Raw genomic sequence first — 14,709 nt, 5'->3', positions numbered from 1 at the left:
CTTATGATGAATGGACAAGGAATGGGTGGATTTGGTGGAATGGGATTCACCTGGATGCTTGTAATAGGCATCATTTTTATCGCTGTCGCAATTCTTTTAATGAAAGGATTCAATTCGAGTAAACCGAAGCAATCATCCTCCTCACTCGATTCTCTGAAAGAACGGTTAGCTAGAGGAGAAATTTCAGAAGAAGAATACGATCGTTTAAAAAAGAAACTAGAGGAACACTAAGATCAAAATGACTTACATGTGGAGGGGTAAAGTATGGAGCACGAACATCACCAACATGAACATGAAGAACACGATCATGGAGATCACGAAGGCCATGATCATCACGATCATGGGGCGATGGTTGAAGATTTCAAAAAACGTTTCTATATTTCTTTAGTCGCTACCATCCCCATCTTACTCTTGTCACCCATGATTCAAGACTTTATCGGATTTGATTGGACATTTCCTTACGATCAATATGTATTATTTCTGTTAGCTACATTTGTTTTCTTCTATGGTGGGTGGCCGTTTCTTACAGGGGCCAAAGACGAGCTAAAGCAAAAGAGTCCAGGCATGATGACACTTATTGGTCTGGCCATAGCGGTTGCTTATCTTTATAGCTCACTAGTGGTCTTTGGACTCCAGGGGCGAAACTTCTTCTGGGAACTAGCCACTCTCGTCGACATTATGCTACTTGGCCATTGGATTGAGATGAAATCTGTTATGGGAGCATCCAATGCGTTAGAAGAATTAGTCAAGCTAATGCCAAATGAGGCTCACAAGGTCGACCAAGATGGAAATGTTGAAGATGTAGAAGTTTCCAAGCTACAAGAAGGAGATCATGTACTAGTCAAACCAGGTGAGAAAATACCAGTAGATGGGCAGATCATTGATGGGAAGACAACCATAGATGAATCCATGCTCACAGGAGAATCGGTACCTGTTGAGAAGGGTGAAGGAGAAGAGGCAATTGGTGGTGCCGTGAATCAGGAAGGGTCTGTGACGATTAGCGTTGAGAAGACCGGAGATGACACGTATTTATCCCAAGTCATACAATTAGTGAAAGAAGCGCAGGACTCCAAATCGAAAACTCAGGACATTTCCAACCGAGCCGCGAAATGGTTGTTTTACTTAGCGCTTGGAAGCGGACTACTTACATTTATCATTTGGTTAGCACTTGGTTTTCCACTTGATGTTGCAATGGAGCGCATGGTGACCGTCATGGTTATTACCTGCCCCCATGCGTTAGGATTAGCGGCTCCGTTAGTTGTAGCTGTTTCAACGTCGATTTCAGCGAAAAAGGGACTCTTAATTCGTAATCGTGCCAACTTTGAAGGTGCAAGGCAGTTGAATGCGGTTGTATTTGATAAGACAGGTACACTAACAAAAGGAGAGTTTGGAGTAACCGATATTATTCCAGTAGAAGGCCACGAAGAACAAGAAGTGCTACAATGGGCTGCTTCTTTGGAACAAAACTCTGAACACCCCCTTGCAGCCGGAATCGTAGAAAAGGCAAAGAAGGATTCTGTATCTTTAAAGTCAATCGAAGAATTTGAATCGTTGACCGGCAAAGGATTGAGGGGCACTGTAGATGGACATGAAGTGAATGTAGTGAGTCCAGGCTTTGTGGATGATCGGGGCTATACCTATGATCAGCAGGTTTTTGCTGACCTTTCTGAAGAAGGGAAAACAGTTGTCTTTGTCGTTGTAAATGAAGAGCTGTTCGGAATGATTGCACTAGCGGATATCGTAAGAGAGGATGCTAAAGAAGCCATAGACGCCCTGAAGGAATTGGATGTCCACTCCATAATGCTTACTGGAGACAATCAAAAAGTGGCAGACTGGGTTGCCAACCAGTTAGGAATAGATGAGGTGTACGCAGAAGTTCTGCCAGACCAGAAAGCGGAACAGGTGAAAAAGATCAAAGAAAAAGGATGGAAAGTGGCCATGACAGGAGACGGGGTAAATGATGCCCCAGCCTTAGCTACGGCGGATCTTGGCGTTGCCATTGGCACAGGAACAGATGTCGCAATGGAATCAGCCGATATTGTTCTAGTTAAAAGCAATCCGAAAGATGTCCTTTCCATAATGGAACTATCAAAGAAAACCTACAGAAAAATGATTCAGAATCTTTGGTGGGCGGCTGGGTATAATATTCTGGCCATTCCGTTAGCGGCCGGCGTTCTTGCCCCAATAGGCGTTATTTTAAGTCCGGCAGTAGGAGCGGTATTAATGAGTCTGAGTACGGTTGTGGTAGCGGTAAACGCTAAATTATTAAAAGCTTAAATCTCAACAAAGCCAGGGTGTAAAGCCCTGGCTTTTTATATGATCATGTTCTTTTAATCTTCAAAGAATCTGCACGTTTCTTGCACATTTCTCGGATATAGTACGCCTAGGGGTACATAAAAGTAACTAAGAAAGGATGAAGGATATGAAGAAAATGGTGATCTCCCTTTTACTTGGAGCCGGAGTTCTGTTGATTGGAATCTGGGGAGTCATGCAATTCCAAGATGGATCAGGGGAGAGTACGGCCTCGGTCCTTAATGAAGCCAAAGGCGAAAGCATCACGGACCTTAAAGGGGACGATGCAAAAGGTCATCCTATTAAGAAATTTGATATAACAGCTTCAAAGAAACAATGGAACATTAATTCAAGCACTAGTGTCGAAGCATGGACGTATAATCAATCTGTTCCCGGGAAGGAACTGCGAGTGCAGGAAGGGGACTATGTAAAAGTTCATTTAAAGAATAACTTGGATGTACCTGTAACGATCCATTGGCATGGTGTATTGCTGCCAAACAAAATGGACGGCGTACCAGGGGTAACACAAGATGCGGTACTGCCAGGGGAAGAGTTTACGTACGAGTTTCTGGCAGATCATCCGGGCACCTACTGGTATCACTCTCACCAGCATAGCTCAAAGCAAGTAGACAAAGGATTGTATGGGGCCTTTATTGTGGAGAAAGAGAAGCCAGACTATGCCATCGATCAGGCGTTTATTGTAGATGAATGGGCCGTGTATGAAGATAAGCAAAGCCTCACCAATATGGGCAGTATGATGACAGGTGGAATGTCCGGGGACGGTGAAGCTGACACAAAAGCGATGTATGATACAGTGACCATCAATGGGAAGAATGGGGAAGCTGTAAAGCCTTTAGATATACAAGAAGGAGAGAAAGCAAGACTACGGTTTATAAATGCCGGCTACCAGACGCACTATGTTCAATTCCCGAATCAAATGCGAGTTATCGCAGTCGACGGAGACAAAGTGAAAAGTGAGGAGAAGAGCTCTGAATTAGAGATTGCTCCAGGTGAAAGAATCGATGTGGAGTGGACGAATGAAGGCAATGCCATACGTTTATTATCACAGTCAGAGGAAGTCGATGATGTGACCATTCCTCTAGGCAACCAAGAGTCATCAACTAGTTCGTTGGCAAGAGATGAGGGAAGGACTGTGAGTGGAACGAGTTATGAAAGTGAAGAGTTGTTGTTCAAAGACATTCCACAGAATCCTGACGTCACCTATAAGATGAACCTAAACATGGGAATGAACATGGGTGAAGGAATGGTGTTTCAGATCAACGAGGACACCTTCCCCGATACGCCTCCTATTAAAGTAAAAGAAGGGGACTTGGTGAAAGTAGAACTTAAAAATACAGGAATGTTGAATCACCCCATGCACTTACATGGCCATAAGTTTCAGGTCGTCTCTAAAGACGGAAGAAAGCTAGAAAAGCCAATCGTGAAAGACTTACTGAATGTAAAACCAGGAGAGACCTATGAAATCTATTTCAAAGCTGATAACAAAGGAGAATGGCTCTTCCATTGTCATGACAATAACCATGCAGACCGTGGAATGATTACCATTGTAGATTACAAAAGCGTCTACTCTCCATTTAAGTTTGGAGAAGCTTCCAAAAATACACCTTAACATTGTCCTGATAAGTAAATGATAAACTGCGGAAGCTCTGAAACTGGAATATTAATCCTTGAATTTAAAAACTGCACAAGATCTGCACATTATCTGGGCATAACTACTATGTAAACTAATTTAAAGGAGTGATTGATGATGGCACACCAGACCCATCCAGAAGCGATTAAAGCATTGCATGAGTGCATGGAGGCTTGTAACCATTGTTATGATGCATGCCTGAAAGAAGAAGATTTAAACAGTATGAGAGACTGTGTTCGCCTTGATCGTGAGTGTGCAGATATTTGTGCGTACTTAGAACAAGCGATTACAAGAGGGACTCCGTTCGTAGCAGAATTAGCACAAGCGTGTGCGACCATCTGTGAGCGTTGCGGTGAAGAGTGTAAAAAGCACGATCATAAGCATTGCCAAGATTGTGCAGATGCATGTTTCAATTGTGCAGAAGCTTGTAAGAAATTAATCGCATAAGAAGAAATTCCAAAAGCACCCACCTTTTAGGTGGGTGCTTTATTTGTTTTTCTAATATAATAATGTTATAGTGGGAACACGTCACATAAAAAGAGGAGTTTTCATCCATGGAACTACTTCAGTTCTTGAAAGATGAAGGGTACTCCGAGACGATCGTTCACGATCAACAGAGTAGACCGATTTATTTCAATTTGAATGATATACGTGACGATATGCAGCTTTACTCTAAATTAAACATTCAACCTGTTCGAATTGAATATTTCCCCTTCGACGCTAGACCGTATTTTGTCAGTGTAGAAGAGAGTCGTAAACAGATTATATATGTCCAAAAAGGTAAATAAATTGTAGTGAAAAAGCAAAAGGTCCTCACCTTGAGCTTTGCCTGACATCAACAATCTTACAGTAGAGTCTGCCAGCCGCCCCTCCAACATGGCTTTTGCGGGTTGTTGATGCCAATTGATTTTTAGATTTTCATCCCCCTCCTATATGCAATCTCTCATTCTCGTATTCTTAAAAAGAAAAGAATTTTTATTTCCAAGATTTGATTGACACCCTTTTTGAAACCGTTTACAATAAAGTTATTAAAAGTTGGATACGTAAACGATTAAATGAGCTGAATTGGAAGCTTCTACACATGATATGAACGAGAGCCGTTCATCTTTTTTTACCCCTTAGGTAATCGATTACGTAAACGATTTTATAAAAGGTGAGGTGAGATCTATGGAGACCAAAGTTAAGACGTTGCCTTGGCGAAGGACTAGGACGAAGTCGGAGCCTAAAGTAAAGCGTTCTTCGAAGAAAAAGATCTGGCAAAACTATGAATTGTATTTATTCCTTCTTCCTACCATTATCTACTTTATTATCTTTCACTACATTCCGATGTATGGCATCCTCATAGCTTTCCAAGATTATATGCCCACACAAGGCGTCTGGGGTAGCCCTTGGGTAGGGTTTGAACATTTCATTCGTTTCTTTAACTCCTTTCAATTCTGGAATCTGTTAGAAAATACACTTGAACTTAGTTTCTTACAGCTGCTGTTTGGTTTCCCGCTACCGATTATTGTAGCGCTATTGTTAAACCAGCTAAGAAATCAGAAGTATAAGAAGTTCGTACAGACAGTCATCTATGCCCCGCACTTTATCTCAGTCGTTGTTCTTGTTGGGATGGTGTACGTATTCTTCTCTCCAAACGGACTCATTAATAACTTCATCATGATCTTTGGAGGAGACCCCATCTACTTTATGTCGGAAGCGTCCTGGTTTAAGCCGCTCTATATTTCTTCAGGGTTATGGCAAGAGACCGGTTGGGCAGCAATTATTTACTTGGCGGCCCTGGCTGGTGTGAGTCCTGAAGTTCACGAAGCAGCCATAATGGATGGCGCGAGTAAAATGCAGCGGATCAGGCATGTTGATATCCCGGCCATTATGCCAACGGCTATGATTCTACTCGTATTGTCCGTTGGGAACTTAATGAATATCGGTTTTGAAAAGGCTTACCTCATGCAAACGCCTTTGAACGTCTCAGCAGGAGAAATTATTCCTACATATGTGTATAAGGTTGGTTTGCAGTCTGCACAATATAGCTTTGCTGCTGCTGTTGGTCTCTTTAACGCGGTGATTAACTTTATCTTATTATGGGCTGTAAACCGTGCGGCTAAAAAACTATCAGGCTCTGGCCTGTGGTAAGGAGGGGCGAAGATGAGTAATTTCGTCATGAATCGTACAAAGTTTTGGGCGCGGAAGTCGAGAGAAGATAAGATCTTCGATGTCTTAAATCTCTTTCTCTTATCCGGTCTCATGTTAGTTGTCCTCTATCCACTCTATTTTGTCGTCATCGCTTCAATTAGTAATCCAGACTACGTTTATAACGGTGAGGTATGGCTCTGGCCGAAGGAGATTACCTTTGAAGGGTATCAACGAATTTTCCAGGATGGACGGATCTGGACAGGGTACAAGAATACGATTGTGTACACGGTGGTTGGAACCTTTGTGAATGTAGCCCTTACCTTGATGGCTGCTTATGCGCTGTCTCGGAAAGACTTAGCAGGTCGGAACTTCTTCATGTTTATGTTCTTGTTTACTATGTTCTTCTCAGGTGGTCTGATTCCGACTTACCTCGTTGTGAAAAACCTGGGTCTTGTAAACACGATGTGGGCACTGATCCTACCGAAAGCTGTTGCCGTGTGGAATCTGATTGTAGCAAAGACATTCTTCCAATCTACTATTCCAGATGAATTACTAGAATCAGCTCAAATGGATGGATGCTCCAATACGAAATTCTTCTTCAAAATTGTGCTTCCACTGTCGAAGCCGATTGTAGCTGTTATGGTTCTTTTCTATGCTGTAACACACTGGAACTCTTTCTTTGACGCTCTAATCTACTTAAACGATGAAGAACTATACCCCTTACAACTTGTGCTTCGCTCGATTTTAATTCAAAACGAAGCATCAGCCAGCATGCTTGGGGACGTGGAGTCGTTTGCAGCTCAACAGCGTATAGCTGACTTAATTAAGTACGGGGTCATTATTGTAGCAGCTGTTCCACTTCTAATCTTATATCCTTTCATTCAGAAGTACTTCGTGAAAGGTGCCATGATTGGAAGTATTAAAGGATAATAGAAAGTTTTAAAAGGCTTGATGGAGGTGAGGCTTGGAGCTCGACTGGTCAATTTCTTGGGTTACTTACCACAATTTAATCGAGGGGGAAATGAAATGGTTCTAAAGCGGAAAAATTGGTCTCTTATTTTATTAAGTGTGATGCTCTGTTCACTTTTTGTATTGAGTGCTTGTCAGTCTGAAGCTGATTCTGAAGAGAAGAAAGATGCGGCTGAGTTTAATGAAGAAGGTTTACCGATTGTTGATGATCAAGTAACCCTTGAGTTTGTATCACCGAAAGCACCACTCGCTCCAAACTACAATGAAATGGAAATTATTCAAACGTTAGAGGATATGACAAATGTTCATATTGAATGGAACAACATCCCAGAGGATGGGTATGAAGAGAAGAAGAACTTGATGCTTGCAAGTGGAGATCTTCCAGATGCCTTCTATGGCGCGAATTTAACGGATCTTGATATTGTAAAGTACGGTAGTAACGGCACGTTAATCCCGCTTGAAGATCTGATTGAAGAACATGCTCCAAACATTCAGAAGCTGTTCGAACGACGGCCGGAATTAAAGAGCATGGTAACTGCTCCAGACGGTCATATCTATACTCTTCCAAGAGCTGAAGAAGCAGGACTTGGAGCTGTACCGAACTTTACTTCGATTAATAAAGCTTGGTTGGATGAACTAGGCTTAGAAATGCCTAAGACGCTTGAAGAGTATAAAGACGTGTTAGTCGCATTTAAAGAACAAGATCCAAACGGGAACGGGGAGCAGGATGAACTTCCAATTAGCTTCATGTATAACTTCTGGACTGGGAACTTTGGAGATATGTTTGCAGCATTCGGTGTCCCAGATAACACAGAACACCGCATCGTTCGTGACGGAGAAGTCCTCTTTACAGCGGTACAGCCTGAATTTAAAGAAGCAATCGATTACTACCATGGCTGGGTAGAAGAAGGGTTAATTGATAAAGAATCCTTCACACAAGATGTATCTCAATACTTTGCTAAGGGTAAAGGCGAACGATATGGATCGTACATCTGGTGGGAAACTGCAGAGGTGGTAGGACCGGAATTACGTGATGATTACGTATTACTTCCTCCGCTAGAAGGGCCAAACGGTGACATCCTTGTTGGTCGTGCGAACAACTCTGATTACAGTCGTGGTGCATTTGCGATTACGTCAGAGAACAAGAATCCTGCACTTACCATGCGCTGGGTTGATCAGCTTTATGATACGAAGATGTCTGCTCAGATTAACTGGGGCCCAATTGGTACGATCTTTGAAGAAAAAGGAGACCAACTCGTTCTTAAAGAGCAGCCAGATGATGTGATTATGGGCGAACTTCGTCAAAAAGTTGCACCGAACGGACCAATTGCCATTTTAAAAGAAGACTTTGAGAACACAGTTGAAATGGAACCACGTGCCAAGCAGCGTCTTGAAGACTTAAATGAAATCTATGCTCCTTATTTAGCTGATGAGAATTACCCAATGATCTTCTTCACACCAGAAGAACTTGATGAACTGAACCGTCTTGAAGTAGACATTAAAGAATTCGTTAACCAGAAGAAAGCGACCTGGTTAATGAAAGGCGGCGTAAATGATGAGTGGGATCAATATGTGGATCAGCTTAAAGCAATGGGCTTAGACCGTATGATGGAAATTTATCAGGACGGACTAGACCGTTTTAACGAAAACCAATAATGGATAAATAGCACATCCCCTGAGAAAGCTGGAACAGATCTATACATGTTCTGGCTTTCTCTATCATGAAGGAAGTGATGGAATGTTCTCAAATGAAACAAAACAGATTGTGGCGCACTGGGCTTTCAATGAAGGCTATGGGAGCAAGGTAAATGATGGGGTGAGTAGGCAACAGGACTCAATTCATTATGTGTTCAGCAACCATTCCGTTGAAGCCATCCGTGAACCACAGTGGCGACAAGGAATAGTGGATCAAGCGCTCCTCTTTGACGGATACTCAACGTGGATTGAACGTGAAGAGGGGATAAGAGATGCGATGACAGATTCTTTTACCATTCAGGCCTGGGTTGCCCCTCGTTCATTTGGAGGCAATGAGGATGAACGGTTAACTGGTATCGTAAGCCAGTTGAATAGCAGGAACAAGCAAGGGTTTATGTTAGGCTTGCATCAGCACGGAAAATGGGCTCTAAAGGTAGGGACTGGGGAAACATTGATTAAAGTATGGGCCTCTAAATCTCTCCCGATTCGAGAGTGGTCGTACATCGTTGCAACGTTTAGTGGCGAGGCTATTACTCTTTATTTGAATGGGGAGCGAGTAGCCTGTGAATCGTTTGCCTCTCCTATTAAAATGGAACCCTTTCCTGGTCCTTTCTATATCGGAAGGCATAATGATCCAATCTCTATTGGCGGCGTTTTTAATCTGAACACGTTTGGTGGACTTATCGATGAAATTTCTATTCAAAATGAAGTGCAGTCCGATCAAGAGATTCAGGAGCGATTTCAAAATAAGCTTAATAAAACGAAGGGGATCCTTCCATCAATTAGCTATGAAGAAATATCGATCAGGCGTGAGATCTATGACCAGGACCCACATAAACCGAAGTATCATCTAACAGCACCAGGTCACTGGATGAATGAACCACATGCGCCCCTCTATTTTAATGGGTATTATCATTTATTCTACCAGCATAATCCTCAAGGACCTTACTGGGGCAATATTCAATGGGGCCACTGGGTGAGTGAGGATTTGGTGCATTGGCGCGATTTACCTGTAGCCATTGAAACTGAAGACGATGACCTTGCTCCTGATGGAATTTGGTCAGGCAATGCCACTTACGGGGAAGACGGGACACCTGTCTTATTCTTTACAGCAGGGAACAAAACAAAAGCCCCCAATCAAATGACGGGTCTCGCCCAGAGTACATACACCGAGGATCAAGACCCCATGTTAACGAAGTGGGAGAAGCATCCTGAACCTGTCACGTTACAACCTGAGGGTGAAGGGCTTCATCACGATGGCTTCCGGGATCCGTTTGTATGGAAAGAAGGGGAGACGTGGTATCAGATTGTCGCTTCAGGAATTGAGGGAGTATGTGGCGCTGTTCTACTTTTTGCTTCTAATAATTTAGTAGATTGGGAGTATAAAGGCGTTCTTCGTTCAGATCGGGAGCAGAACTACCCTTATTTAGGTGAAGTGTGGGAGTTGCCGATTCTGCTGCCAATCAGTGACAAGAAACACATCTTCATTATTAGCCCTGTTGGAGAAGGAGCTGATGTTGAAGTGTTTTACTGGATTGGAGAGTGGGATGTAAGCTCCCTTACGTTTACTGCTGACTTTGATGAGCCAAAGCTTATGGACCTTGGAGATTTTCATTTCACAGGACCAAGCGCCATGAAAGATCCGAAAACAGGGAGAGTCATCCTGTTTACAATTGCTCAGGGGCGGAGAAGTTTGCAGGAAGAATATGATGCGGGCTGGGCTCACAATGGAGGACTTCCTGTTGAGTTGTGGCTCAGGGAAGATGGTCAGTTAGGTATGAGGCCAATTGAGGAGCTTCAACGTTTACGCGGGGAGAAGTTGCTCACATTTAAAGATGGTTCGTTGGATCAGGCCAGTGAACAATTAGCTCACGTAAAAGGAGATCGGCTTGAGATTCGCTTAAAGGTAAGTGGAGACAGAGCTGGCGTGAAAGTGCGTCAATCGGAAGACCGTTCAGAAGGGACGCTTGTCTATTACAACCGGGAGAAAGGGACGTTAAATGTTCGAAAGGCTAATGGAGAGGAACAAGGAGGCCCCCTTGATATTGGTGGGAAGGACATAGATCTTCACATTTATGTGGATCGTTCTATGGTTGAGTGCTATGCCAATGGGTTAAAAAGCATCACGACAAGGACATATCCTAGAGTTATAGCAGAGGGAGTTGAGCTCTGGGGAAGTGATGAGGCAGAGATTGTTTCTTTAGACGTTTGGGAGATGAATTCGATTCACTAATATTCATGTGAAAGAGCACATCAAAAAGGGCTTCCTTCCCCTCCTTGTAGGGGAAGGAAGAGGTTTGACAATAAGACTATGAAAACCGTATACTATTGATAGATCAACAATGAAAACGGTTTCTATTCGTGTTTGCTAAATTTTTTTACTAGAAACGTAATCGATTACGTTCGATCATTATAATACTTGCTAGATTTTTTAGATATGAATGGAAAAATAGTACTTAATGCAGAGGAGAATATGCTATGAGCACCATAAGAGATGATGGAAACGGAATGAGATCAAGAATGAAGGATGTCGCACAACAGGCGGGGGTTTCAACTGCTACCGTTTCTCATGTGATTAACGGAACGCGGTATGTCGCGGAGAATACAAAGAAAAAAGTATACGACGCGATGAAAGAACTCAACTATAGCCCGAACTTCATTGCAAGAAGTCTTAGGAGTAATGCTTCTAAAACGATTGGCTTGATTATTCCGGCGAAAGAAATGGATACATCCGGATTCTTCTTTATGGCTGTGGCTCATAGCATTGAGAAGAAGCTGAAGGAAGTCGGTTATCAGCTGATCTTAAGCAACTCTAATGAAGATATTGAGAGTGAAATGCAGCAAATAAACATGTTCAAAAACCAAATGATTGATGGCCTCATTATGGCCCCGACCTACGGGGATCATAGTTACCTGAAGGAATTCGAGCAACAAATGCCAATCGTGTTTATAGACCGAGAACCAATGGGCATAGATTGTGACTGCGTTCTTGTCGATAACTATAAGGGCACATACGATGCGATTCGTTTATTAATCGAGAAAGGTCATAAAGATATTGGCTATATCTCAGGTCCCCTCGGATTAACCACAAGTAATGAACGAATAGCTGGATATAAAGATGCTTTAAGAGAGTATGATCTCTCCTATAAAGAAGAACATGTAGTCATTGAAGAGCCTTCATTAGAAGCGGGTAAAAAAGCGATGGCGCAATTGCTTGAGGAAACAAACTGTACAGCGGTGATGGTGGCCAACAATATCCTCACCTTAGGATCTGTGGTGACATTGAACGAACGGAATATTAAAGTCCCAGACGACCTCGCCATGATTGGTTATGATAACTACGAGTGGACGGAGGCTACGAATCCGCCTCTGACGGTGATCAAGCAGCCTATTCATGAAATCGGAGAACAAGCAGCTGAATTATTGATTGCGAGATTGGAAGATCGTGAGGCGGAGACGAGGCATATCAGTCTACCTTCGCGCCTTGAAGAAAGACAGTCATGCTAACGCGCTAAAGAAAGGGAGGAACACGAAATGGGGATTTATAAGAGTAAGCTGTTCGTATATATCGAGAAGCTCGTTGACTTTCTGCTTTTAAGCGTTGTTTGGGCGATTTCTTGTATCCCTGTTATCACGATTTTCCCTTCTACTGTGGCGATGTTTGGTGTCGTGAGAGCGTGGCAGCTAGAGAACAAGGAGGACGGCGTTTTCCGTCCATTCTTTAAGCTGTTTAAAGAAAACTTCCGTCAAGGTATAGGGCTATCTGTCATATGGACGATTATCGGTCTTTCTCTATATGGGAACTTTCAGCTGATTGAACCCTCAGGCTCTATCACCCAAACGATTCTTTTCTGTTTAACCATCGCAGTAGCGCTCTTGTATGGTCTTCTTACGATGTATGTGTTCCCAATGATGGCTCATGTACAAACGACGTGGTATTTCCTAATCCGGAATGCGCTTCTTTTATTAATAGCTAATCCGCTTTATACCATCCTTTTAAGCTTCGTTTCAATTGGAACCGGATACTTTTTATTTATGAATCCGGCAGGCTTATTTTTCATAACGAGTTTCTTTGCCTATTTTGTTTGCTTCATTTTCTTAAAAGCGTTTAACACGCTGAGCGTATATGAATCCTAACGATGGAGTAGAAAGGATGTTCACGATGACAGTCGAGCATACAGCATCAACAAGCTATTACCAGGAGAAATACCGGCCGCAGTTCCACTTTACGCCAGAGAAGAACTGGATGAATGACCCGAATGGAATGGTGTATTACAACGGGGAGTATCATCTCTTCTACCAATACCATCCTAATAGTAATGTGTGGGGACCGATGCACTGGGGCCACGCGGTCAGTAAAGACTTGGTACACTGGGAGCACTTGCCGATTGCGCTTAAGCCAGATGAGAACGGCATGATTTTCTCAGGAAGTGCCGTGGTGGATTGGCATGATACTACCGGCTTCTTTGGAGGCGAAAGCGGGCTTGTGGCCATTTTTACACATGCGGATGAGTATCCTGGAACGGATAAACCCCGTCAGCGCCAGAGTCTTGCGTATAGTAAAGACAATGGACGGACATGGACGCCTTATGATGGAAATCCGGTTCTCGCTGAGCCAAGAATTATAGATTTCCGGGATCCGAAAGTATTCTGGCACGAGGATACAGGGCGCTGGGTGATGGTGATTGCTTCTGGCCAAACGGTCAGCATGTATACGTCTCTTAATCTTATAGACTGGGAGTTTGTAAGTGAGTTTGGCGACGGAGAAGGGTCTCATCAGGGTGTATGGGAATGCCCGGACTTGTTTCAGCTTCCGGTTGATCACTCGACGGATAAGAAGAAGTGGGTGCTTCTCGTCAGCCTTGGAGATGAACCGGATGTAGAAGAAGGCTCGAAAACGCAGTACTTTGTAGGCGAGTTCGATGGCAAGACGTTTGTAAATGACCACGATAGTGCGAAGGTTCTGTGGGTAGACCGTGGCTGGGATAACTATGCAGGAGTCACATGGTCTGACCTTCCGATGGCGTCAGGGAGACGTGTATTTATGGGATGGATGAGCAACTGGCGCTATGCCATTGATACGCCGACCTCAACCTGGAGAAGTGCGATGACGCTTCCTAGAGAACTTTCTTTAAAAACAACGCGCGAAGGGTTCCGCTTAATCCAGACACCAGTTCCTGATATTGAATCGATTCGTAATGAGGGTCAAACGTTTGAAGATATGGAGTTAAAGTCTGGTGGGAATCTGTTTAAAGGGCTTAAAGGGAATGCACTTGATCTTGAGCTTGATCTTGATGTGACGTATACAGGGAGCGTTCGACTCGGGCTTTTACAATCAGAGAAAGAAGAGACTGTCATCGAGTACGATGTCTCAAGCAGCACGCTATCATTTGATCGAAGACGCTCAGGAGATGCCTCTTTCCATCAATCTTTCGCCATGACGCAATCGATTACGTTAAACGTACCTGATGGACGTCTGAAACTCAGGGTGTTTGTGGATTGGTCATCTGTTGAGGTGTTCGGTGGAGACGGTGAGGTCGTGCTGACGAATCTTGTTTTCCCAGGTGAAGAAAGTCTTGGGCTCGAGCTCTCAACAGATGGAACGGCTTATGTGCACAAAGCAAGGGTTTCGCCACTTAAATCGGTGTGGAAACAGGTTTCAGAATAAATGGAAACACTCTGGTCTTTTAGGTCAGAGTGTTTTTTTGTGGGCTTTTGAAGCGGGGTCTGTCTCGGGTGGCTCTGCTGGTGGTTCTGTGACATTTCGGGGTACATTTTAGTCTAAAAGGGAAGAGAGAGGCTTAATCTGTTACCTTTTCATTGTTAAAGAGTGTGAAAAGGTCATAGAAGAGCTAGATCTGTGACCTTTTTCATGACATTAGACCTTAAAAGGTAAGAGAGCCTTTGAGTCTGTGCCCTTTCGAAGGTTAAGAGCTTTCAAAAGGGCACAGATGAATCCAGATAATGAA

At 43.3% G+C, this 14,709-nt stretch carries 12 protein-coding genes; all 12 read left to right on the top strand.

What is annotated here, in order from left to right; genetic code table 11:
• The first annotated feature begins 3 nt into the window (after positions 1 to 3).
• A complete protein-coding gene (locus tag LQ226_RS12590) occupies positions 4 to 231 on the top strand; it encodes an SHOCT domain-containing protein (protein WP_231418282.1) in 228 nt (75 codons plus the stop codon).
• Positions 232 to 264: 33 nt separating this feature from the next.
• Positions 265 to 2,277, top strand: a complete 2,013-nt coding sequence (locus LQ226_RS12585; RefSeq protein WP_231418281.1) for a heavy metal translocating P-type ATPase — start codon at positions 265 to 267, stop codon at positions 2,275 to 2,277.
• Positions 2,278 to 2,422: 145 nt separating this feature from the next.
• Positions 2,423 to 3,922, top strand: coding sequence for a multicopper oxidase family protein (locus LQ226_RS12580; RefSeq protein WP_231418279.1), 1,500 nt, complete (start codon positions 2,423 to 2,425; stop codon positions 3,920 to 3,922).
• 138 nt (positions 3,923 to 4,060) lie between these two features.
• The gene (locus LQ226_RS12575; protein WP_231418447.1) at positions 4,061 to 4,390 is read left to right on the top strand and encodes a four-helix bundle copper-binding protein; all 330 of its coding nucleotides are present in this window, start codon (positions 4,061 to 4,063) and stop codon (positions 4,388 to 4,390) included.
• Positions 4,391 to 4,497: 107 nt separating this feature from the next.
• Positions 4,498 to 4,731 (top strand): hypothetical protein, encoded by a 234-nt coding sequence (locus LQ226_RS12570; protein ID WP_231418277.1) that lies wholly within the window; start codon positions 4,498 to 4,500, stop codon positions 4,729 to 4,731.
• 379 nt (positions 4,732 to 5,110) lie between these two features.
• Positions 5,111 to 6,076 carry an ABC transporter permease gene (locus tag LQ226_RS12565; RefSeq protein WP_231418274.1) on the top strand — a complete coding sequence of 322 codons (966 nt, stop codon included), beginning with the start codon at positions 5,111 to 5,113 and terminating at the stop codon, positions 6,074 to 6,076.
• Positions 6,077 to 6,088: 12 nt separating this feature from the next.
• Complete coding sequence (locus LQ226_RS12560; RefSeq protein WP_231418272.1) at positions 6,089 to 7,006, top strand: carbohydrate ABC transporter permease; 918 nt, start codon at positions 6,089 to 6,091, stop codon at positions 7,004 to 7,006.
• Between the two features lie 96 nt (positions 7,007 to 7,102).
• Positions 7,103 to 8,701, top strand: a complete 1,599-nt coding sequence (locus tag LQ226_RS12555) for an ABC transporter substrate-binding protein (RefSeq protein ID WP_231418270.1) — start codon at positions 7,103 to 7,105, stop codon at positions 8,699 to 8,701.
• Positions 8,702 to 8,783: 82 nt separating this feature from the next.
• On the top strand, positions 8,784 to 10,973 hold the full coding sequence (locus LQ226_RS12550; protein ID WP_231418268.1) for a GH32 C-terminal domain-containing protein: 2,190 nt from the start codon (positions 8,784 to 8,786) through the stop codon (positions 10,971 to 10,973).
• 245 nt (positions 10,974 to 11,218) lie between these two features.
• Positions 11,219 to 12,247: a LacI family DNA-binding transcriptional regulator gene (locus LQ226_RS12545; protein ID WP_231418266.1), complete on the top strand. Its 1,029-nt coding sequence runs from the start codon at positions 11,219 to 11,221 to the stop codon at positions 12,245 to 12,247.
• A gap of 27 nt (positions 12,248 to 12,274) precedes the next feature.
• On the top strand, positions 12,275 to 12,877 hold the full coding sequence (locus LQ226_RS12540; RefSeq protein WP_231418263.1) for a YesL family protein: 603 nt from the start codon (positions 12,275 to 12,277) through the stop codon (positions 12,875 to 12,877).
• Positions 12,878 to 12,902: 25 nt separating this feature from the next.
• Positions 12,903 to 14,408 (top strand): glycoside hydrolase family 32 protein, encoded by a 1,506-nt coding sequence (locus LQ226_RS12535; protein ID WP_231418261.1) that lies wholly within the window; start codon positions 12,903 to 12,905, stop codon positions 14,406 to 14,408.
• The last annotated feature ends 301 nt before the right edge of the window (positions 14,409 to 14,709 follow it).

The sequence above is a fragment of the Pontibacillus sp. HN14 genome (assembly GCF_021129245.1).
Taxonomy (GTDB): Bacteria; Bacillota; Bacilli; order Bacillales; family BH030062; genus Pontibacillus.
This window is presented reverse-complemented; position numbering and strand designations above follow the sequence as displayed.